The sequence below is a fragment of the Mesorhizobium sp. WSM4310 genome, from assembly GCF_007003935.1.
GTDB lineage: Bacteria > Pseudomonadota > Alphaproteobacteria > Rhizobiales > Rhizobiaceae > Mesorhizobium.
Genome location: NZ_VFTA01000009.1, coordinates 1 through 21,971, shown reverse-complemented (window position 1 = coordinate 21,971; position 21,971 = coordinate 1). Strand labels below are relative to the sequence as shown.

At 58.8% G+C, this 21,971-nt stretch carries 17 protein-coding genes and 2 tRNA genes; 12 read left to right on the top strand and 7 right to left on the bottom strand.

What is annotated here, in order from left to right:
* The first annotated feature begins 132 nt into the window (after window positions 1-132).
* The 4 genes from FJV80_RS12185 (at window position 133) to FJV80_RS12170 (ending at window position 4,318) form a co-directional block, all read left to right on the top strand.
* Window positions 133-897 carry a hypothetical protein gene (locus tag FJV80_RS12185; protein ID WP_246688951.1) on the top strand — a complete coding sequence of 255 codons (765 nt, stop codon included), beginning with the start codon at window positions 133-135 and terminating at the stop codon, window positions 895-897.
* 12 nt (window positions 898-909) lie between these two features.
* A complete protein-coding gene (locus FJV80_RS12180; protein ID WP_142876482.1) occupies window positions 910-1,212 on the top strand; it encodes a hypothetical protein in 303 nt (100 codons plus the stop codon).
* Between the two features lie 199 nt (window positions 1,213-1,411).
* On the top strand, window positions 1,412-3,949 hold the full coding sequence (locus tag FJV80_RS12175) for a tyrosinase family protein (protein WP_142876481.1): 2,538 nt from the start codon (window positions 1,412-1,414) through the stop codon (window positions 3,947-3,949).
* A gap of 9 nt (window positions 3,950-3,958) precedes the next feature.
* On the top strand, window positions 3,959-4,318 hold the full coding sequence (locus FJV80_RS12170; RefSeq protein WP_142876480.1) for a hypothetical protein: 360 nt from the start codon (window positions 3,959-3,961) through the stop codon (window positions 4,316-4,318).
* Between the two features lie 507 nt (window positions 4,319-4,825).
* Here FJV80_RS12170 and FJV80_RS34815 read toward each other — a convergent pair.
* Window positions 4,826-5,176: a hypothetical protein gene (locus FJV80_RS34815; protein WP_210251484.1), complete on the bottom strand. Its 351-nt coding sequence runs from the start codon at window positions 5,174-5,176 to the stop codon at window positions 4,826-4,828.
* Window positions 5,177-5,182: 6 nt separating this feature from the next.
* Between FJV80_RS34815 and FJV80_RS12165 the strand changes: the two genes are divergently transcribed.
* The 3 genes from FJV80_RS12165 (at window position 5,183) to FJV80_RS12150 (ending at window position 9,503) form a co-directional block, all read left to right on the top strand.
* Window positions 5,183-6,958 carry a hypothetical protein gene (locus tag FJV80_RS12165; protein ID WP_210251483.1) on the top strand — a complete coding sequence of 592 codons (1,776 nt, stop codon included), beginning with the start codon at window positions 5,183-5,185 and terminating at the stop codon, window positions 6,956-6,958.
* A 1,025-nt stretch (window positions 6,959-7,983) separates the two neighbouring features.
* Window positions 7,984-9,123, top strand: a complete 1,140-nt coding sequence (locus FJV80_RS12155) for a hypothetical protein (RefSeq protein WP_142876478.1) — start codon at window positions 7,984-7,986, stop codon at window positions 9,121-9,123.
* Between the two features lie 295 nt (window positions 9,124-9,418).
* Window positions 9,419-9,503: transfer RNA gene (locus FJV80_RS12150), tRNA-Leu, on the top strand.
* A gap of 243 nt (window positions 9,504-9,746) precedes the next feature.
* Here the strand turns inward: FJV80_RS12150 and FJV80_RS12145 are convergent.
* Both FJV80_RS12145 and FJV80_RS34510 read right to left on the bottom strand, forming a co-directional pair.
* Window positions 9,747-10,808, bottom strand: a complete 1,062-nt coding sequence (locus tag FJV80_RS12145; protein WP_185975193.1) for an MBL fold metallo-hydrolase — start codon at window positions 10,806-10,808, stop codon at window positions 9,747-9,749.
* The gene (locus FJV80_RS34510; RefSeq protein WP_185975192.1) at window positions 10,795-13,593 is read right to left on the bottom strand and encodes a hypothetical protein; all 2,799 of its coding nucleotides are present in this window, start codon (window positions 13,591-13,593) and stop codon (window positions 10,795-10,797) included. The genes FJV80_RS12145 and FJV80_RS34510 overlap by 14 nt, the downstream gene beginning before the upstream one ends.
* Before the next feature lie 605 nt (window positions 13,594-14,198).
* Between FJV80_RS34510 and FJV80_RS12135 the strand changes: the two genes are divergently transcribed.
* Together FJV80_RS12135 and FJV80_RS12130 are read left to right on the top strand one after the other, a co-directional pair.
* A complete protein-coding gene (locus tag FJV80_RS12135; RefSeq protein WP_185975191.1) occupies window positions 14,199-14,636 on the top strand; it encodes a MucR family transcriptional regulator in 438 nt (145 codons plus the stop codon).
* A gap of 224 nt (window positions 14,637-14,860) precedes the next feature.
* Window positions 14,861-14,937: transfer RNA gene (locus FJV80_RS12130), tRNA-Arg, on the top strand.
* Window positions 14,938-15,301: 364 nt separating this feature from the next.
* Here the strand turns inward: FJV80_RS12130 and FJV80_RS12125 are convergent.
* The gene (locus FJV80_RS12125; protein WP_142876475.1) at window positions 15,302-15,760 is read right to left on the bottom strand and encodes a hypothetical protein; all 459 of its coding nucleotides are present in this window, start codon (window positions 15,758-15,760) and stop codon (window positions 15,302-15,304) included.
* 712 nt (window positions 15,761-16,472) lie between these two features.
* Here FJV80_RS12125 and FJV80_RS12120 point away from each other — a divergent pair.
* Window positions 16,473-17,045 carry a hypothetical protein gene (locus FJV80_RS12120; RefSeq protein WP_142876474.1) on the top strand — a complete coding sequence of 191 codons (573 nt, stop codon included), beginning with the start codon at window positions 16,473-16,475 and terminating at the stop codon, window positions 17,043-17,045.
* Window positions 17,046-17,423, top strand: coding sequence for a hypothetical protein (locus FJV80_RS12115; RefSeq protein WP_142876473.1), 378 nt, complete (start codon window positions 17,046-17,048; stop codon window positions 17,421-17,423).
* A 193-nt stretch (window positions 17,424-17,616) separates the two neighbouring features.
* On the opposite strand, the gene FJV80_RS12110 is transcribed toward FJV80_RS12115, so the two are convergent.
* Window positions 17,617-18,207 (bottom strand): hypothetical protein, encoded by a 591-nt coding sequence (locus FJV80_RS12110; RefSeq protein WP_142876472.1) that lies wholly within the window; start codon window positions 18,205-18,207, stop codon window positions 17,617-17,619.
* A gap of 136 nt (window positions 18,208-18,343) precedes the next feature.
* On the opposite strand from FJV80_RS12110, the gene FJV80_RS12105 reads away from it, so the two are divergent.
* Window positions 18,344-18,574 carry a transcriptional regulator gene (locus FJV80_RS12105; RefSeq protein ID WP_210251482.1) on the top strand — a complete coding sequence of 77 codons (231 nt, stop codon included), beginning with the start codon at window positions 18,344-18,346 and terminating at the stop codon, window positions 18,572-18,574.
* Here FJV80_RS12105 and FJV80_RS12100 read toward each other — a convergent pair.
* Window positions 18,565-18,768: an AlpA family phage regulatory protein gene (locus FJV80_RS12100; RefSeq protein ID WP_142876471.1), complete on the bottom strand. Its 204-nt coding sequence runs from the start codon at window positions 18,766-18,768 to the stop codon at window positions 18,565-18,567. The genes FJV80_RS12105 and FJV80_RS12100 overlap by 10 nt on opposite strands.
* A 128-nt stretch (window positions 18,769-18,896) precedes the next feature.
* Window positions 18,897-21,950 carry a Ti-type conjugative transfer relaxase TraA gene (gene traA, locus FJV80_RS12095; protein ID WP_142876470.1) on the bottom strand — a complete coding sequence of 1,018 codons (3,054 nt, stop codon included), beginning with the start codon at window positions 21,948-21,950 and terminating at the stop codon, window positions 18,897-18,899.
* Window positions 21,951-21,971: the final 21 nt, after the last annotated feature.

Sequence of the window (21,971 nt, the reverse complement as noted above, 5' to 3'; positions counted from 1 at the left end):
TCTTGGGGGAGTGTTATGAGCTTTCGGAGTCACGTTTCGACGTCATTGCTGTGTCTCATCTTGGCAGGCTGCGGAACTTACGTTCCCAGCACGCGCGAATGGCCGGCCACAACCGATGAGGACGAAGCCAGCATGGTTGCCACAATCATCCGAAGCGTTGGTTGTGAACTCAGCTATACAGTAACGGAGGTCATCAAGAATGACGAGGCTCTTGCCAACGACCGCAAGAGCCATAAGCTTTATGCCGACTTTCTCCGCGATTGGGGGGTCGAGGTCGCCCTCAACCTCACAATCGTCGAGCGAACGTCGGTAAATCCGACGGCCGTGTTGGCACCGGCATCGGGGCCGTCATCCGTCTTTACCTTGGCGGGCGGACTGACCGGCTCGGCTGAAGCGACTCGGACTCAAAAGACAAATGTCTTCTTCACTGTAGCGGATTTGTACAGGCCGGAGCACTTTGACATTCACTCGCAAGAGCGGGGATGCCGCGATCCGAGCGGGAACAAGCATGGCTCGCTGTTGGTCGACAGTGATCTAAGACTGAACTCGCTGCTGCAAGGCCGCCTTGATGCCGCAATACTTCACTTCGCAAATAGCCCTGGGGACCCTGTGCCAATCCATGGGGATCAGAACGTCCTGTCGCAGTCAGTGTCATTTAAGATCGTGACGTCGGGCAATCTGACGCCGGCGTGGAAGCTGGTGCGGGCGACGATAAATCCTGGCGGAACGTTGTTCAGCACAGGTCGAGATCGGACCCACGAGTTGGTGTTCACGTTTGGACCGCTCGACAAGTCTGTGAAAGGCAAGCCGACAAGCCTGATCCCGTTGGCTGAGGCGACGCATCAGAACTCGCAGTTGCAGACAGGACTGAAAGACTTGGTGACACCGTTCCAATAGAGGTGCTTGACGATGAAAAAACCAACGAAGTCCCTTCGCGGCGATGCCAAGAAGGTTGCGGATATCAAAGACGCACTGGGCAAAGGCCAACTTGACGACCACGCCGTGACGGATCTGATGCTTCATTGCGCTTCGGTGCTTGCGTACAGGCGCGCCGCGACCCTGAACCCGGAGAGAGAGGCCGGGCTTGGGGCGGGCGTCTGCTACACGGCTAGCGGCGGCGGTGACGACGTGACGATTTGGTCAAACGGTTTCATCGTTGGGACGAGCACACGACAAGAGGCGGCGGCCCGCCGCATCCCGGCGTGCGGTTGAGGATGATTTAGGCGACCTTGCAGCGGCGGCGAAGCAAATCCCTCCAGACAGCCAGCGCCGCTTCGATGACGACCCTACAAGGGGACGCGGATTTCCACCGCAAGATCGCTTCGAGAGCGTTCTCAATACACTAACAGTCGATCGGAAATCCTATGGTGCCGCGGCGTCTGGCGAGGCGGTTCAAAGTTTGGAGGCAAGAATGAAAATCGTATGGCTTCGTGGCATGTCGTTGCATGTTTTGTTGTGCACCACATTCATCCTGGCACCTTTGGCCGCAGATGCGCGTGCGCAAGCCTCGGAGGTAAAGGCGGAAATCCAGATCAACAATACGCCGACCCCGGTCGACGATTACCTGACGTGGGCGCCGACTCCGGCTCGCATACGGCTGTCAGTTCCAAGCTCTCAGGCCTTGAAGGTGACGCTGACGAACGATCCCGAACAACCCGTTCCGGCAGGTCGCGATCAGCCGTTAGACGGCAACGTGGCTTTCGCAGGGCAACTCGTCCGGGGCGAAACTGCAACCTTGCAAACGTTGACTTTGACGCTGCCTGGCGACGGTGGCTGGGTGTCGTTCTTTGTCGCGGGAGCTTTTCCAAGGGCCAGCAGCGCCGACAAAGATGCAGTTGTTGAGATCCATCTCGACAATGCCTCGGGGCCAATCATCGGCTCTCAAGCCGCAATGGTTCGCGTGAGAAAGAACATAGACCGACTTACCGAAACTGAGCGGGATGCGTTTCTGAAGGCGATGCATGATCTGCAAGTAAAGGAGAAGGCTTTCGAGAGCTTCCCGGAGATGCACGATCTTGCGGCCCAAGGTAAATTCCCGTATCAAAATGTAACTTTTCCTGACGGGTCACTTAATCCAAAATTCTGGCCCGATTCGGCCCATCAGGGCTCGGCCTTTTTGCCGTGGCATCGTGCGTTTCTGTTGCTGTTTGAACGCCGTCTGCAGGCGATCAACCCGGCCGTTACAATTCCCTACTGGCGCCTCAATGTTCCGACCAAAGCCTTCGACCCGATGTTCCTTGGCACCAATCGGCGCTCGGTTGATACGTTCCAGACGGAGGTCATCTTCTCACCCGCGAACTGGCTATACGGCTGGAACATTTCGTACAAAAATCTCAAAACGGTCATTCGCGCCCCCAAGGACGATTCACTGCTGCGTCGCGGCAGTGGCGCAACATTGATCGGGGATACTGATTTGTTCGGTGCAGTGCCACCATACGCCAATGCCGACAAGTTCGGCACATTTACAAATGCGTTGGAAACCGACCCCCACAACAGGGGACATGGGTTGCTTGGAGCTTGGCACGCTAACTGCCTAATTTCACCGTCGGACCCGTCCTTCTGGCCGTTTCACGCCGAACACGACAGGCTGTGGGCGAAGTGGCAGTGGTTTCACGGCCGGTTTGATGCGGAAGGCGCGAACCAGGACAGCTATGACTATACTGGCGCGTTCGTGCCCAACGACCCGAACACGACTAATCTGGGGCACAATCTCAAAGACACAATGTGGCCCTGGGACGGAACCAAAGGCCGGATCATGGACGATGCGAAAAGCCGCGCGAACCGTCCTGATCAGAACCCTTTCTCCGCATTCCCCGCGGCCCCCGCAGCTGGCCTTTGGCCTGGGGCAGACTCGAAACCCACACCGGCTGACATGATAGACTATTTGGGTCTGTCCGGTTCGCGACTACCGCATGGTGTGGCATACGACGATATTCCCTACGGCGTGCGACCACCACCTGCCTCCCCGGCTGCGACGGGCGCTTCGGCCTTGGTCGCCGCGCTTCTCAAGGACACCGCCAGAGACAACAGCGCGCCCGCCGATCGGCGTTTGGTAGCAATGGCAAGCCTACGTGCGGTCGGCAACATTGGACCGGTAGATGTCTTTCGTGCAGTCGCGGCCGACACCTCCGCACCTTTACAAGTCCGCGAAGAAGCTGCAGCCAGCCTGATAGAAACCGATCCGGCCAAAGGGGCGGAAACCGTTCTGGATCTCATCGACAAGGGCGGGATAGCAAGAAACGGGATGGAATCTGCCATTGTCGAAACTGGATTCCTGGTGCACCACAATTCCAAGGTGCCGATGCATGTTGCCCACCGGGTGCACCACCTGTTGAGGGACATCGCGTCGAACCCGAACGATACACTGGCCGTTCCGGCCGCGATTGCTCTCGCCGAGATGCTGGATCCTGACGCGGAAATGCATCTGACCGGTTTGCTGAAAAACACTAGCATTAGAGGTGGAACGAGAGCTCAGCTGATTGCAGCCATGTCGCTCGCGCCAGCGAATGTAGCTCCCACACTGCGTGACGTGCTGGAAGAAGCTCTTCAGGAAAACGATACCGAAACAGCCTTGGCTGTGATCCGCGCCTTGGCGGGAGATTCCGATAGTCGCGCTCGTCGTCTGAAACTGACAGAACGCGACGATGACAACATCGATCCGCTTATCAATCGTGCGGCGATGCGGAGTTTGATGCACGAGACGAGCGACGTTATTCCCAAACTGCTCGTTTACTTGGAGAGCCCACTTCCGCCGACGGAATCCAGAAAGATCGAGGCGGCGGGCGCATTCCGGGTGACGATCGAATCATTCAAACCCTTCCCGCCGTCGCAGATCGACGATTGGAAGACCAGGATCCGAGCTGTGAGCGACAGTACCCCCGCCAGTGCAACAGAGTTCAAGACCGCGCTCACCATGGTTCTGGAAGTACTCGACGAAGCGGCGAATTGAGGTCCATCGATGGCAACGTTTACAGACGTTAAGAACACACTGGATGCTCTGGTGGCAATGAAAGACATAAGCCGCATGAAGCTGCGTCATGGCGGCGACAGTTTCAGTTGGACCACTGCCGGGGAACTTCGAAGCGCCGTGGCACAGATTGGCGGTACAGCCTACAGGCTGATACCCCCCGAATTCGTAGGCAATCGAAAGGCTGACGAAACATATCTCGTCCGCATACTCTCTGGTCCGATTGACGAGGAGGACCTGCCGCAAATGCCTTTCAGAGGCCCATTTGCCACTGCCAATCAGATCAAGGTCATCCAAGATTGGATCAATGCTGGAGCGCTTGACGATCCAATAACTGGCTTGAGCACCTGATGAGCGGAAGGTTCCGCTAACAATTGTCTGGTTCTACGCGTGCGATCAGACAACGGAGTTGCTGGGGCATGGGGAGGCTTCTTCGTCAGACCAAGAGCAAATTTCAGTTGAGTGTAGTGGTCTTTGATGTGATCATAATCATCGTGCTTCGAAGTTTAGCTTGGGAGAACTACTGTGATGTCATCCTTCAGAAAATTTGTCGAATCTGCGAATAGTGGACGTCACAATACTCTTTTGAGCGGGGTCCAAACAGCATTGCAACGATTGGGTCCGCTCGGTTGGACTAAACTAATGGCCCAGCACGGCCTCGATCTCAACGCGAAGGACTTGGCTGCAGAACTTAGGCGACCACTTCCGGATATAGATCGGTCAGCTAGCGGCTTCGGCGACTTCAGTCGCGAAGGGGCTCGGGCAATTGAACCGCGTTCGCCGGCTCGAAGTCTCCTCTATCATGCACTCGCCTCTCCACTCGTGGGAGTGGTGGGACGAGGTGCTCACGCGAAGCCTCTAAATGGCTTCCCGACGCTTGCGGAAATCGAAGCAGTTGAAGACTACGTCTTTGGCGTTGAGCCGCCGTCGATCGAGGATTTGCGCGCCGCCGCCGCCGGAGCACGCCTTGCTATTGCGGTCTACGCACTCGAATACCGTCCGGGGGTAGGAACGGTTCATCAGAAGCATGCCGATCTGGTCTTCGCCCGGACGGGCATTGCGCGCATAGGGACCGACGAAGCGCGCTACGACGACGCTGCTCGAGGCTTTTCCCCGTTTGTTCCACACGACGGCCACAGAGTCCGCGCGCTGGCGTGCCGATACAGCGCTTTCATTGCGGCCCTCGTGCCCGGAACGAAAGGTGGCCATGGACCAATGAGGTTCATTGACGGCACGGACGCGGCAAACGGTTTGAGCCTACTCGGGAACTCAGCAGGTCGTCGATCCGCACCGAGCGCGGTATCCGACAAGGGTGTCACAGACGCAGATCGTCTTTTCTGGGTGCCACTCCACAAGCTCTTTTCCGGCAACGAATGCGTTAGAGATCGCACGATTGGTGTCCGTTTGGCCGCGACGCACCGCAACGAAAAAATCCGGCGCGCGCATCTTCGATTTCTGTCGAACGGCCATTTCGCCGGGTGGTCGGAGCCCGACATAAGCGAAACTCCTTTCATATTCAACGATGGAATTGCTGAGTTCTCTAACGCCTCGCCAGACGGCAGCTGGCTTCTCAAGCCTATGCCTCATGAGCGCCTTGCCGAACCAGCTGAGTATAAAGGGAAAGCACTGACTTACCTTGTTCCCCAATCTTTGCCGGGTGATGGCCCGTGGCGAGCCTTTCAATCGAGCTTAAATCTTACCGCCCAACCGAGTGGTGCTCGCACAGCACCAGAGTATCTTCATGCGAGGCACCGTCTCGATCCAGACGGCAGGACTGAGGATCTCAACGATTTGCCTGATATCATCAACTTGGTTAGTCAGGGTGGCTACTGGGCTCGACACTACGTCGATCACACCGGGGACGGCTGGATCGACGTCGAGTGCAGCGAGCTGGCACTCGACCTCCCTCAGCGACTGCCTGCGTATTCAATCGTAGCTGCACCAGACTTTTTCCCATTTGTTGATCAAACAGCGCTCATGCAATGGAGCGATCAATCCGTTCTTCCTTCATTGCTGAATCTTCTCTGGGATGCACCGCAATCTACGATGCCGCAGCTGCCTCAATCGCTCTCGGATCAGCGATATGCCGCAAATCTTCAACTCACAGGTGCTAGCTTCGATCCGCTGGACGATACCATTACCGCCATTGTGGGGTGCCTTGATTCTGGCGATACTTCTCAAGCGCAGTTAACGAACGGAACTCGCTTGCGCGTATCGATGCTTCCCGACGCCGCAGCTGGCGTATTCGCTCCCGGCTGGGATGTCTCGTACGATCGGACTTCCGAGTCTGACCAGGATGATGATGGAAGATCCTTAGACCCTGGTATCACCTTTTTAAACAACTACGGCCTTGGCTCTCCCTTTATGGAAGACTCCAAGCTCTGCGCCGCCTTGGCCGCCTTCTGGCCTGCCGCCGCTCCAGATATCACGCGCACATTTGCGCCCAGCCGAAGCTATGCGACCACAACGCCACTTACCGACGAGGTCATCGGACTCGGCGCGGCTGCGCCATGGGATGGAGTTTGCGGCCCGGTCCTTAAGGAAGCAGACGGCGTCGTTGAGTACCCGACGCTCGCTTACGCGGACTATGTTGAGACAGCGCTCAAGCAAGGCTTTGACATCAGCGAGATAGGTAAGACGACGGTCGAGGACTATGTGGCACGCACGCTCTCAATGGGGCTAGTATATCATGCCCTTGGTGTGGAGAAACACGATGACAAGCTCAAATGGTCGGTTCTCTCGTTTCGGCCGCTTGAGGACAACGACCCCGACCTGGCCGCGGCCGAAGCAGCGACGGGAAGACGGCTCAATCGGGCGTTCAAATACCGCTACATTATATTTGATCACGCTGACCGTGGGAGCCCGTCTCCCAAGGACTTCAAGAAAGTCTTGGTGAAGTACGGAAGCCTTCAATTGTGTTTGGTCGACCCGACGCTTGCATTGATGCGCGACTCTAAGGGTGAGTGGACCGTCAGTGAACTGCGCCGCTAACATCGTCGTCGTCGGTGCTGGGCCGGCGGGCCTTGCCGCGGCGATCCATGCGCGTCAACTTGGGCTGACCGTCACACTCCTTGAGCGCCAGCGTTTTCCGCGTCATAAACCTGGCGAGACCCTACACCCTGGAGCGGAGTCTGTACTCACTCGTCTAGGGGTTTCTGCACCCATTGTCCGTGCCTCAACAGCTCGACATGAGGGAATTTCGGTCGCGTGGGGAGATCGCTCGCAATCAAGCTTCCATGGGGCCGAGGCAGGCGTTCTATGGCGCGGCTTTCAGATCCGCCGCAAACATTTCGACCTTATTCTTCTGAACCACGCAGTAGCTCTCGGGGTGGACGTATATCAACCGTGTAGGGCCGAAAGGCTGCTTCTCGAAGGCGAGCAGGTCGTTGGGGTCGAGACGGATTTCGGTAGCATACGCTCACCCTATGTAATTGACGCCACCGGAGGTCAGTCGCCTCTTTTTCGCCGACTTGGCCTGGGCATTTGCGCGAAATCCCCAACGCTCATCGCGTCGTACGGCTATTGTGCGGGAGCCTTGCCCGGCCTCTTGCAAGCGCCGAGAATGCTTGGCGGCGCACTCGGCTGGTCCTGGATAGCTCAAGTCTCACCAAAGCTCGTTGGATGGGTCCGCCTTTCATTCGACGGCGCCTTCCAGCGACGAAAACCCGCAGAACTTGACCCTCTCGAGGACATCGGAACGGCGCGGGGAGCCGATGTGACGTGGCGCCGTGCTTCGCAACTTGCGTTTCCTGGGTACTACGTCGTTGGCGATGCTGCGGCACAACTCGACCCCGCATCCTCGCATGGTGTGTTGCGAGCACTTATGACTGGCATGATGGCATCATATCAGATCCACCAAGTGGCCGCTGGCACCACCTCCCCAACCACTGCTGCCAAAAGATATGGATGTTGGGTAGTCGAGTGGTGGGAACGTGATGCAGCCGCCTTGGCCTCGCTCTACCGGCAAATCGTCCCAGATTGGCCCTCTATGTTGCTCAAGCAGGACAGGATTTCCCATGGTTAAGACAGTGATAGCCGACATCACGAACAATTCGTTTCCCTCTGTAACTATTCCGCCAAATACGTATGTGGTTTGGCGAAACTTGGATCCTGTACCACATACCGTAGAAACGGATCCTCGATCACCGGACTATTTCAATGTCGGACCTCTCGCCACGGGGGAGGTCTCCAGCCCGGTCCTGTTCAATCACGAGGGCAAGTATCCGTATCAATGCCGATTTCACTTCGACATGAATGGAGAAGTGAACGTGTCATCGGCCGCGAACGTACAGGTCACACCCGCTCAAACTGCGATCCCACATGGCGGCTCGATGGGTGGCATGGACCACACCGGCCACATGAGCTTGCAACACTATCATGGCTTCGTCACCGGCGGCCGGTCCGGCAGCAAACTTTACATGACTCATACTCCGGTAATTGCGGATGACCGCCATCGATTCCAGATTATTTTACGCGCTCACTTCGTAAATCCCGACCACGCAGCGATATATGATAAGTTGAGAGCATCAGCCTTCGGCAATCGCGAAGTTCAAATCCTTCATGACCACATCTCACTGGTTGATGTTGGACAAGGAAAAATTACTGACCTTCCTGAATGCGACGTTGAGTACTACCCCCTCGAAGCGCCCGGCGGAATTTCGCTACCGGGACTCGAAGAGAAAATTCCAGTGAAGATCGACAAGGTGCTCCACTTCCACCAATTCGATCCTGACGCGGAGTACCCCGATGGTTTGCGATACATAGTGTATGGCGATGCGGACGATGTCTTCATCGACCACCACATCATCGGCGCGCCCAGTTTTCATTCCGTTGCGCGATTGGCGTCACGCCCGGCCTTCTGGACTGACGCGGTCCTCACTGGCACCTCAGGGATAGTCATTCCCAATAAACGAATACTCGATGTCTCGCCGAAATTGCTACGAAGGGTCGCCTTCGTAGACAATGCGTATCACCTTTCCTGGCTTCCACCGTCCGGAGCGTACCGTCAACCGCCACCGGACCCACTCATTAAGCGCGATGGCACCAAGCCGATATACGACGTCGTGGTCGATGGTGGAAAGCGAGATCAGATCGAAATTAGCGACTTCGTGCACTTCGACGTAGCGCTGCTGAACAATCGTGTCATCATCACATAAAGGCAACGCGCCGATTTTGGTTTGGGAGTGTTTGGCCGCCCCGGCTCAAAGCCGGCTCGGAGGCATGAAACAAACTCGGCCTTTGGGTCATGCTAAGCGGACTAGGTCGAACTAGGAGTCGGTGCCAAATGGCTAGTTTGGGGGCGTTCGGTTCATGAGCGAATAAAAAGGCACGAATTTCGCTGGGAAATCGCTCTGGACTTCATGGAACACCTTGTGGCACATACGCGCTCCAAGAGCCACACAGGAGTCGCGGGGTCTCGCACACACCGCGAACGGACTTAGTGGGTAGCATGCGGGTGTGGTGGAATTGGTAGACGCGCTGGATTCAAAATCCAGTTCCGAGAGGAGTGCCGGTTCGACCCCGGCCACCCGCACCATCGAATTCCTGAGTTGGCCATCGGCGGCGCTTGAGCGCTGCCCATAGGGCATTGTTCTCGGTGACCGCCGACTTAAGCGGTCGTGAATGGCAATGGGCGCGCCGGACGGTTTCCCGACATTCGCCTCGCAACTTCATGAGGAGGTGCTGCGCACAGAGGCAGTTTCTTCGGACACAACCCCACCTATCGCGTAGCTAAAAAGAGTGAGACGGCCGGCAGTACCCGAGGCTCTCGCCGCTGCCCTCATGGTCGGTCGTTCCACTCGATGATCAGCCCGCGTTCCGGACGGTCAGGATAGGCCGTGTCGAAATCAGCAAATCCCACGATCTCGTCCTTCTGGTCCCGCCATCGGGCCGTCGCGGTCGTTTCGTAGTTGAACATCAGAGAAGGCCGGCCGGTACCGTAGCGAAGGACGCGCAGTAGCGCGAGCCCGTGGGGATGTTCGTGAGCCGTACTGTCGGTCGAGATGATGTAGCGCGAGCAGTCAAGCTTCTCCAGCAACGCGCGCGACAGGTTTGCTTTGCTGCCATGGTGGGAGAGCTTGAAGCCGTCGAGGGGCAGCTTGCATTTCGTCAGATACCTCTCGGGCAGCCGGCCAACGGCGGCGGCGATGTCGTTTGCATGAGCATCAGCGGCAAGCAGCAGACGGCGGCCGGCGTATTCGAGGAGAAGCACGATGCTCGACGCGTTCGCGATCGAGTTATCTCGCGACTCCCGCTCGGTCCAGACAGGCGGCCATTCCTCGCCCAAGAGGTCCGATGGTTCCTCTGCCTCTCGGGCAGCCTCCTTCTGCAGGAAGTCCTCCCACTTGCCCCAGAGGGCGTCCAGCCGCGATCGAAACGGCCCGAGGATGGTCAGCCGGAGCTTGTCCTGACGCATGCGGAAGGGAAACTCGCCCTCGTCCTCGACCATGACGGCTTTGCCGCCGAAAGCATCGTTCCACGGCCCGCCCCTCGCTTCGAGCAGCGTTGACATCGCCTCCCCTTCGGCGAGTCCGAGCAGGTTGCGTAGCTGCTGGCTGCCATTGAACCAGATATCGCCGAAATCCACGGTGACGTCGCTGCGTTGGAACAGCTCCAGGATTCCTCCGATGTGGTCGTTGTCGATGTGCGTCACGACCAGAAGGTCGATGAACAGGCGCTTGACGTTGCGTTCCTTCGCCGCCCGAGCGATACGGAGCGTCAGGACCTCGGCTGTCTCCTTGAGACCGCCATCGACGACGAGGATATGCCGGTCACGCGGTTCGCCGTACTCGATCCAGAGGCAATCGCCACACCCGGCCGGCAGTACTTCAAGGCGCAGCATTGCCAAATATCCAGTCCGCGTCCCCGAACGCGACGACACCAAGGACCCCGGGGTGGCCCTCGGCGAGCAGCCGCTGGCGCACGCCGCGAAGAAGATCGCCGAAGACAATCTCAGGGCCGTCTTGCGCGCCACGCAGCAGTTCGGCGATTCGAATGGCGATAGGCACTGCGTCGGCGCCGCGGATTGGCGCGATCGGGGCGACAACGATATCAGCGCCGTGGTCCCGGAAAAGCTCGGGGTAGGGGGCAAACTGAGCGCTGACATCCGCGACCGCGCAGCCGAGCAGCAGAAGCAGTTGCGGCGCCTCGAGGCCGCCAATGTAGGGTGCGTCGATCGAGCCCTTCGCCAGATCATCTTCGGTTCCGATCCGTAGCACCTCGTCGTCAGCCGGTGGGATCAGCGCCGCATGCGGGAGCAGCACCAGGAGATTCGGGTTGTGCTTCCTAATGATGTCCAGCCATCCGGGCCAGGTTTCCGCGCGGTTGACCCGGCTGGCGAGCGCCACCAGCGCGTCATGGAGCGCGTCCTCGGCCTTCTTCGCGTTGCCCTTCGGGCCGTAGTCGTAAGCCCTTGTGCTAGCGGCATAGGCGACTGACGCCACTCGGCCGAACGATGTGCGGGTCGGCAACGGCGCCCGACGGGAGCCGCCGCCCGGCGCACGCCGCAAATCGGGCGGCGTACCGTGGCGTTCGATCAGTTTGGAGAACCCCCAGAAATGAAGGGGGCAGGTCCGGTCGACGGATTGGTGGTTTGGGCAACCGGTGCAATCCCCAGTGAGCAGTCCGCTCGCGGCCTGCTCACACACCGACACCTTCGTATCGCGCGGGCGCGGGCCGGAATAGACGAACTCGATCGGGAAGAAGGCTGTGCCGCGACTGACGATCTGCACTCTCTCGACGTCATCGACACGGTGGCCAAGTTTCTTCTTGAGGTGGTCGTACAGAAGGCGCCCGTTGTTCGCCAGCGAGAGCATCACGCCCCGCATCTTCTCTTCGTCGAGCGTCAGCGTGTCGCCCAGCCGATAGGCCGCGGCACCAACGGCCTTGCGCAGCACTTTGATCGGCCCCGCGAGATCGTCGAGCAGCACCGGCGTGTCGTCACCGTCGGCCGTGGCGTCCAACCGCAGGCGTCCACCAAGTTGGTCGTCCGCGATGATGGCTAGATCGAACTGTCGCCGCTCGTCGAGATCGTCGAGGCTTGGAACGATGGGCGCCTCGGGGACGACCTCGAGCGTCCTCTCCCCCTCACCGATATCGCGGCTGGCCGGCATCACGCCAATGTTGATCCGTGCCGTCTGCACGATCCGGTTGCCATGGGAAAGCGTGATGCGCCCCTTTGACGACCCGTCGCCTTGAACGACGAAGTGAGCCGCCGTGCTGGCGCCCGCCGCGGGCAACGCGATTTCCCCGTGGGCCGTCGAGACCGTGTCGCCTTCGTCCGCCTCGCCCGCCTTTTTCGCGGGTACCTCTCTCTGCCACCCCGTTCTCTCGTTGAACCCGTGAACGACGCCACCTTCCAGCGCAAGGCTCACACCTATTTTGACGGCTCCGCTTCGGTAGTCGATTCCCTCGGAGGGAAAGGCCACATCCGTTCGGAGTCCGTCAGTCGATGGCCCGACGTGGATCGACAAAAACGTTTCATCGTCAGGAACCGGGCGATAGTGCTCCCACGCGAAAGGTGGCACGAGATGAGGATCGGCCCAAGCGGCCTGTATCCGGCGCGGCGGGGCAGTCCCGGCGACCGCTTGCGCCTCTTTCTTGAAAGCTTCGGCTACTGGAACGCCGTCGTCCCCTTCGCTGATCATCGCACGGTTGGCGACGAACGCCTCCAGGAATGGCTCCGCACCCGAGGCCGCCGCTGCCCGATCGATCCGCTGCGCCACCGCGGCGATCCGCAACCTGTCCAGGGCACGGGGAACGCCGATGATCGTAGGTGCTGGCGCCGAAGTCGGAGTGCGAACCGCGGCATGAACTGGAAGATCATGGGACAAGTTGCGGATGAACTCCCTATACCACCCCTTGCGGTAGTCTGCCTGGGCGCCGACCAGCGCTATCCCCGCCGCTCCAACCCTTTGAGCTAGCGCGTCGTAGGAACTGCCAGCCGCTTTGCTGGCGGCTATCGGATCATCGAACACCACGATGAAGCTGGCGCGGACGCGAGGCCGCGGCGGCTTCAGCAGCTCTTCGACCTCGTCCCGGGTTAGCAGGAGAATGTCGCAGGCGTCGTGCGCGCGCCCGATCCGCACCTCAACGCCAAGACGTGGGAGCCAGTCCCCATCGTATTCTTCTTCAAACAGTTGGCTGAGCGGTTCACGACTGGGACCGCCGAGAATGCCGATCGAGACCGGCCAATGCCATGTCGTGCGTTCTCTGCCGATGGTGCGGGACCTCAGAACGAGCCCCTGGATGCCCCAGACGGACATAAGCGCCTCCATAAGCGCGTCGGCGTCGCTCGTGTCTCGGAACTTCAAAGGATCAATAGAGATCGAGGGCATAGCGCGATGCTCTGCTCTCATGAGAACTTCCCTCCACCCCTCGGCAAGAAGGTTGGCATCCGAGTAGATCGTCTCCGGGTCGGTGCCGATGTGCTGAGCGCCCCGCCAGCCACACGTCACGGTGCCTCGCCAGGTTTCCTTGAGGATAGCGTCGGCGACATCCTCCGGCGTGCCAGCGTGCGGATACTGCTGCGTGGCTCTTGCCTCCAGAATGCCGAGCGCCGCGAGCGCGCAAGCGTATTCGGAGTCGTCGAGCTCCGCCCCCCAGCTTCCAAGGAAATTCCTGCGCATTTGATCCTCCCCGACGTTCCTCCCGACCATGCAGTGGCCACCCGCAGTGGAACCGGTGAGCAGACACGAAGTACATCTGGCCAAGGACTTTATACCGCCCACTATTCTATCGCCACAACTGCCCGAACACTTCCTGAGGGAATTTGCTCAAAGTCCAAGAGCTTCCGCGGAAGTCGAGCCCTCTAGCTGTCGGGGGGCATGGCCCGGCCAACCGATTGCCGATGAACCGATTTGCAAAGTCTAGCTTCGTCAGCTCAACTCATGTCGCGGAAAATTCTGGGGCGGCCAGGATGACTTCTGCCGTCAAATCCTGCCTGAGCATTTCTATGGGAAGACGACCATCCAGAGGAGGCGAAGGGCGGATCAGCCAAAGCCACGCGAGCCGAGGATTGAGGATTAAGGACAGCACTTGCCGTGTTCCCGCCGCGGGTCTGGCGTCGATTAACTGCGCCAATGGGAACACATGCTTGCGCGCGGTAGGGCGCCCGCAACCTACGAATTCGTTCATTGTGGCGGCCGCCAGAGGGTTCGTTGAACCGCGTCTTATCGATTGCTCTCGCAACTAATCCCTAATAGGGATCGGCGACAACTTTAGGAGACCGCACTTGTCAAATGAAATTGAACTTATCGAACTGACCGCTGACATTGTGGCGGCCTATGTCAGCAACAATCCTGTTCCCGTCGCCGATCTCCCCAATCTGATCGCCATTGTGAACGTAGCGTTGCTGGGTGTGGGTCAGCCAACTATCGAACCTGCGGCAGAGCTTATCCCTGCGGTCAACCCGAAGAAATCAGTGTTTCCGGACCACATAATTAGCCTGGAGGACGGCCGAAAGTTCAAGTCGATGAAGCGCCACCTTGGTTTGCTGGGTATGACGCCGGACGAATACAGGGCGAAGTGGGGTTTAGCGCGCGACTATCCGATGGTCGCTCCTGACTACGCCGCGCAGAGATCAGTGCTGGCGAAAGCGATCGGGCTCGGCCGCAAGGCAGCACCTCAGCCCGCGAAAAAAGCCGCGGCAAAGCGGAAGGCTAAGGCATAGCCGCGATGGCTCTGCGCCGGAAGAAAGGCCCACGTCCAACTCACGGATTTCGGCTGCCTGATGCACCCATCTTGAGGACATATTCCAGCCATCCGAAAGCGCAAAAAGTACCGCAATGAGTTTTCTCACGCTCGAAGAGGCACCCCACACCCTCGGACTTACGCGAGGGGTGTCCGGTCCCTCACAGTCGCGGAAATTCCGCGTAAGCACTGCGTAAGCAAGAGGCACCCGTAGCTCAGCTGGATAGAGCGTCGCCCTCCGAAGGCAGAGGTCACAGGTTCGAATCCTGTCGGATGCGCCACTTTTATATCGCAAAAACATATAGTTAGCAAGACCATTTCTTGATGGGAAAAGATCGGGAAAGACGTCGCGGAAGCACCACGGAAGCAGGCGGCATTGTGTTTGGGCTTAGCCGTATATCGATCGCCGTCGAGTCAGCCTCCATTTCTCCGCCAAACTAACTACTGGCTGCGGCAGCAACCGCGCTGATGATTATCAGACGCCAGTCATCAGGAGTACGCGGGTTTATCGCTCAAAGGAGAGGCGCAAGCTCGCCGAGTTCGGACGAAGCCATCAACGGGCAACGTCTCAAAATTGTAAAATCGTACTACGCTTTCCGCCAGAAGGCCCTGAAGGCCCTCGCAAGAGGGCCTTCAGGCAGCGGTCTACACAAGATGCTCGGCTTCCAGCGCTTCGCGAACAGAATCGGGAAGGCGCCATTGCCATGCCTCTGCCGTATGGTCCCATTGATATTCGAAGAAGTTCGCCTGATCGTCATAACCCGGCGTATTGGCCATGCGCCGGCCGAAGGCACCCATAAGGCCGGAGAACTGCCTATTGGTATAATTGCTTGCTGCGTAGAGGTCCGCGCTTGAAGCCCAATCAGGATGGGCCTCATAGATCTTCTTGAGCACAGCTAGGACTCCGGCCGAGAGTGGGATGCGCGTCAACACACGCCGCGCAAACTCAAATGTCACGAACTTTGAGCCGTCGCCTGCAGCCAACGGCACCGGCTGCTCGGGGGCATTTTTAACCGGAATTGCGATGACCTGCTGATCAGGCTGCATCGTCTGTATGACATGGCTGATTTCCTCGGGCGTTCCTTCAAACATATACATCTTCATTAGAGGCTCCTCTGATCTGCTCCAAGCGAGCCGATAGCACCTATCTAGGGGGACTCAAGGCCAATTGCAAGGCTGGAGCAAGGCGCTAGCATGCCTTTTTCTTTCAATTTTTGCTTTGACATTGCCTCGTGGTTGCTCCGGCCTCGCTAGGAGGGTAATGGCAGGCAGTACTCCGCAAGGAGTTGCTGCACGTCAAATCCATTGCCGAGGATCGACGTAGCAATCCCTGCCCAGGCTCATAGCTAGTTGAGCCTTCTTGTTGAAGGGCAAGCCTGGCGGCATCGCGATGTGCTTAAGCTGTAGCTGTAGGAGATCCGTCGGTAACGCTACGCCTCGCACCGGCATCGGTCAGGAGATGCGCCAACGCCTGACCCGGTCAAGTTAAAGAGATCGTTTGCCGTCTCTCCGCTAACAGCTTGGATCTGCGACAAGCCGCCGATCGGTCTGCCCCAGCAATGCTCAAGGGCGGCATTCCGGTCCAAAAGGGCTTGCGGTCGAAGAATAGCAAATCGGTCCGATAATTCTTCGCAAGCGGCCGGCTATGATGCCTGAAAGTTGGGACTGAGGAACTGGCAAGGGCTATGCAACGAGAAACTGAGATGGCACTTTTCTATTTTCCTCTTGCTCCTCACCGAGACTGCTAAAGCTAGGAATGATAATAGGAATTTTGACGGGCTGAGCGCCGTCCGAGACGTGAACACCGGGGGACCACATGCAAGTGGATTTTGAGATCGATCTGGATCAGGCCGACCAAGATGCGTTGATGGCAGCGTTAGGCTGCAATGCCGCTGAACTAGGCCTGACAATCTCGAAACACGCCAAGGCGGCGCTTCGCGAATATCTTGAGTGCTACCTTGGTCGCCGCTCGTTTTCGCGTGGTGGCGATGTTCTGGAGTTCAGGCTCAGCCTTCTGACACAGCATGCATTTGACAATCAGATACCAGACGATGCTCGCGTATCACGGCTGTTTCAAACGACCCCAGCAGCGAGCCGGACGATCATTCGCAATGCGCTGTCCAAATTTCGCTATGAGCTAAAGGCGGCTTCGGAAGCAACAGTGAAATCTTTGCTGGAAAGCATTCGCTGGGAGGGAGACAAATGCTACGTCGAGTCCAAGGCACAGAATGTGATCGAGCTTATAAATCAACGCCTGACCGAGCTTGACGCGACGCTTCCGTCGGTCAAACGTGTTCCCGACAGCATCGCGACATACGCAATCAACGAGCTGGCCTACAACAAGCTTTGTGACGCGGTGGCAGCTACTCGCGTCGCGAAACCTGAATAGATGAGCGACGCACTCGCCTCGGCAAGCCTACTCCTCGCGGCGCTCGCGCTCGTTTATGGCGCGTGGAGCACCTCCATAGAGGCAGCCATCAACAAGACGTTCTCCGCGAACGCTACGATTAAGGCGAAAGAAAAGGGAGACATTCGGCGTATTAGAAATTACCGCGCGCTCCCCCTAGCGATATCTGCAGCCCTCGTTTTCATCCTTTTCTTACCACGTAGCTTCCAACTCCTATGCGTCGTGGTCCGTTGTATGGGCAGGGATGGCTGCCGCTATGACGATGTCTCAGCCGTTTTCCTGCTGACCCAATGCCTAGTGGCCGGATTGACCGTCCACCTAGCGTTCCAAATTGCGAAGCTCAATGAGAACCTTAAATAGCTCAACGGCGTTCCAAGAATTCGTTGTCAATGGCGCGCTGGCACGAAATAGATGGATCTGGGCGTTGCGCTGAATGCCGCTTTTCGAAACGCGCCGCTTTCACTATTTACGTCGCACCATATTTGCTTCGGACGGAGTCGCGCAAATCGGCTCCAGCGCCACACAGCCGGATTTTACGCCTAAGGTTCTTTTCCTACTCCGACTTAATGCCAATGGTAGCCAACTGCCCTAAATGCAGATCGGCTGTCTGCTTTTTCAGACCGACTTTGTCGGCCGCGAGTGCTTGATATCGCCGGCAATCCCCTTGGACGACGGATCGCTCAGGCCGTTCAAGTGGGAGCCTCCCGGCAATCTTTTTCAAGTCATCAAGGACGGAAGCAATGTGCGGCCAGGGAAAGTCTGTTGGATCGTCGATGTCGCGATCGGCCCCAGCGATGATTTCAAGCTTGGCGACAACGCCAAGAAGCGATCGGGCCTTCACGTGGGGGATTTTGTCTTGAAGCTTCAGGGCAGCAGTTGTGGCCTCGACTTCCGCTTGGCAGGCGATCGAATAGCCGACCTTCTTATCCATCGCGTCCGGGGCCGCAGCGTCGAGGACGCGCCTCTCTAGACGCTGTTGAAGTCGGCAAAGGACATGCGACACATGCTGTGCTCGCAACCAGCCTTGGAGCAGTGCAAGAGCCGGGTCCGCCTCGTCGAAACGGTCTACCCCGTGGGCCATCTGCCGTTGCCCTCGCCCGTGCGTGACGGAAGGCAAAGTCGTGCTATTGTCGGAATCAGCCATGATCCGAGCTCCTCAACAGCTTTGGCGTGGCCAGGCCGGATTGGTGGTTGCATCACCCATCCGGCCGCCAAGTGAAACCGAGACTACACACAGTGCACTACCTAAGCAACCAAAATCACCATAATATGGTGATTTTATGAATCCGATGCAGTGCCGCATGGCTCGGGCTGCATTAGGATGGGGTGTTTTAGACCTCTCAAAAGAGGCCAAAATATCAACCCAGACGATTGTTCGCTTCGAAAGAGGCGAGGCGTTGAAGCAATCGACTATGGATTTGATAAGAAGCACGTTCGAAAGCGCCGGCATTGAATTCATTCCAGAGAATGGCGGCGGCCTTGGCGTTCGTCTGTCTCGCAATCAGAACTGACGCTCTTTTCGCCATGCAACAGGATCGGCGATCCACCGATTGACATCGGATTCCCGCCAGCCAGCCCCGTTTATGCTGATCTTGATCTGAGCCGGGAACGTGCCTTCGGCGATCTTGCGATAGATTGTCGAGCGGGACAGGCCGGTCCGGTGAAGGACGGTTCTGAGGCGTATAATGCGATCCGGCTCGAACATAGCTTGCCCTGCTCATCAGTGGTTGTTGCTGGTATCCGCTGAGACAGACAGGACGAACCCGTGCTGGAGACAATCAGGTTTGTCGCTTCAGCCGCCTGCGGCGTGGAAATGGCGGCAAATCGGATGGATCAGATTCCTATGCCGCGCCCCCTTCCCACGCTGATGCCATGATTGAACGCGAGCTCCACACCTAGACGCCGGCCGGATTCGACTTCGATGCCAAGCGCCTTCTTTTGATTGGCAAGGAGTGACTCAAGTTGAGGATCGCGTTCGAGGCTCTTTGCCATATCGGACATCTCCAAACGGGTCGACTTGTAGCCAGACGTGTCGCCGGCCTGGTATTGGCGCTGGCCCGTACGCTCGAGCTTTTGCCAGCGTTCCACGAAACGGTCCGCGCGGCGGTCGGGATCGAGATCCAATCCGGTGCGGATTTCCGTCTCAAGCTGAAGCGCCAGCACGATGCGGCTGACGCGGCCGGCCCCCGCCTCGCGGACAAGCTCGGGGTTTTTGACATAGGCCGCTTCGGCGTCACGCCAGCCGTGCGGCCGAACCTTCTCAAACGCGCTCCGGGCATCCCTCAATTCGCGCATCTGCTCGGGGCTACCCTGTCCGTCAGCATTTCCAGTGCTGAGGATTGCGTCAAGTGCCCGCGCGTGACGCACAAGCGCCTTCGTGCGGGCGCTGCGCAACACCGCTTCCGGGTCCCCCGGCACATCCCTGTCGCGTGGCACTAACGTGGTGGGAACTTCTCTTCCGGGCGTGGCGCCAACATCTCGGATCTGCGCTCCAGTATCTTCCCTTCCCGGCCTGCGTGCACGCTCCCGCCCGGGCTCGGCGTCTCCGGGTGAGCGCAACCCGTCCAGCAGCCCGTCGATCCGGTCGCGGAGCTTTTCCGGAACAATCCGGCGCACGATCTCGACCACACGCTCGCGGAAGGTGATGCCACGCCGCTCGGCATAGCTCTGAGCTGGATCGGCTTGCTCGTAGTCCGACGCCATGTCTTTCGCGCGGTCGCGTGACAGCGTGCGGATGAGCCGGTCTCTTGTCGCGAAGTCATCGCTGCCATAATGCAGGTTCATCCCGTCTCGATGCCGCGATAGGGCAACATAACTCCCATGGGCGTCCATGCCCGGCGTCGCTAGAACGTGGGTTCGGTCGACGGTCATGCCCTGCGCCTTGTGGATGGTCGCGGCATAGCCGTGGTCAATGTGGGCATAGTCTTTCAGGTCGAAACGCACCGACCTGCCGTCGTCGGTGCGTGCCGTCACGCTCTGTGTGCTGACGTCCTCCACGATGCCAAGCGTGCCGTTCTTGACACCGAGCCCGCGCTCGTTGCGAAGGAACATGACACGGTCGCCGCGCGCAAAACTTCTCACCCCGCGTTCGACATCCACCTGAACATCGTCGCCGAGATCGCCGGCAGCGCGCATGCGCTCACGCGCTGCCTGGTTGAGCGCACGCACCTCGTCGTTTGTGTGGGTGAGAATGATCCGGCTCTCTTCGGGCTCTGCCTGCCTGTCGCGATCCCAGCGCTCGACAAGATCGCTGCGCGCCTCGTCGCGCGTTGCAGCCTGGTGCACCATGCCTTGCGCGTCATAGACGCCGATCGCCGCGCCGATCCTGCCAGTTGCCAGATCGCGCGTCGCGTCACGCTGCCAGTCCTCGCGCTGCCGACGCACCTGGCCGATTTCGACGCCGCCATGTCGCTCGTGAATGGAACGGAATGCAGCGCCCGCTTCGATCGCCTGCAACTGCTGCGGATCACCAACCAGCACGACTTTTGCGCCAACGTCCGACGCATGGGAGAGCACGCGCTCCAACTGGCGCGTGCCGACCATGCCAGCCTCATCGATCACCAGGACATCGCGCGCGGTAAGCAGATCGCGGCCCTGTCCCCAACCATGTTCCATACTGGCGATTGTGCGCGACGGAATGCCTGATCCGCTTTCGAGATTCTCGGCCGCGATGCCGGAGAGTGCCGCACCTCGAACCTCGTAGCCTGCGGCCGCCCATGCCTGGCGCGCAACCCCCAGCATCGCGCTCTTGCCAGTACCGGCAAAGCCGACAACGACACCGAGACCGCGCCCATCGGTGATGTGATCAAGGGCGTCGATCTGCTCGCCTGAAAGAGCAAGAACACGTTGCACTGCCCGCGCCACAGCCGCCTCGCGATGTGCGTCACTCACAGCATGGCGCTCCTGTCCGGCCATGCGTTCCGCCGCGTGGTGCAGGCGCTGTTCGGTCTCGATCATCTGCTGCGTGGTGAAGCGATCTTCGCCGCGTCCGTCCTTGCCGAGTTCGACCAGATCGGGCGCGTTGCTGATGGCTGCCATGACTGCATTGAACTGCTCCATTCCGTCGCTGTGCCGATGCGAGAACTTCGCCATGTCCTTTCGGGTGAAGGTCGATTGCTGATGCGTGATGGCATCCAGCGCCACGGATGGATCCGCGATAATCCGCGCGCCATTGTTGCGCGCAATCTCGCGGTGCAGTTCGGCGCGATCTGCTTCAATGCCGGCAGCGTCAAGGCCGCTTCCCTCGATGCGTTGAGCCGGTGCACCAATCTGGGTCTGCGGCTCCAGCGCTATGCCCTGCGCCTCCAGACTGCGATGATCGATGCGGGCGTCTATGTCGAGTTCGGCAAGGCGCTCATTGGCAAGTTCGGCCCATCGCTCGCGCCAGCGCTCGACAAGTTCGGTTTGGTTCCAGCCGCGCACCTTTGGACCAAAACCGTTCTCGTCCACGGAGCGCATGGTGAGCATGACGTGGGCATGCGGTTTTGGACTGCCATCCTCTGCCCTGTCCCAATGTACATTGAGATCGGCGACCATGCCCCGGCTGACAAACTCGGCTTGCACGAAGTGGCGCGCCAGTTCGATGCCTTGCGCCTGGCTCAGTTCGCGTGGAAGGGCAAACTCCACCTCGCGGGCCAACTGCGCATCCTTGCGCACCTCAAACGCCTCAACATCGTTCCACAGCCGTTCGCGGTCACTCCAGGCCCCAAGTGCATTCTCCGGCAGCAGAACCTCGGAATGCACGACACCGCGCTTGGCAGAAAAGTCATGGCTGCGTTCGATGCGCTCGTCGCGCAGCCGGGAGGCCGAGCGGTAGGCGGCCGACGCCACAGCACTGCTCCCAGCCTTGCGGCCAATGACCTTGACGTGAAGATGATAGATCGCCATCGCGACAGGATGTGCGTTGGG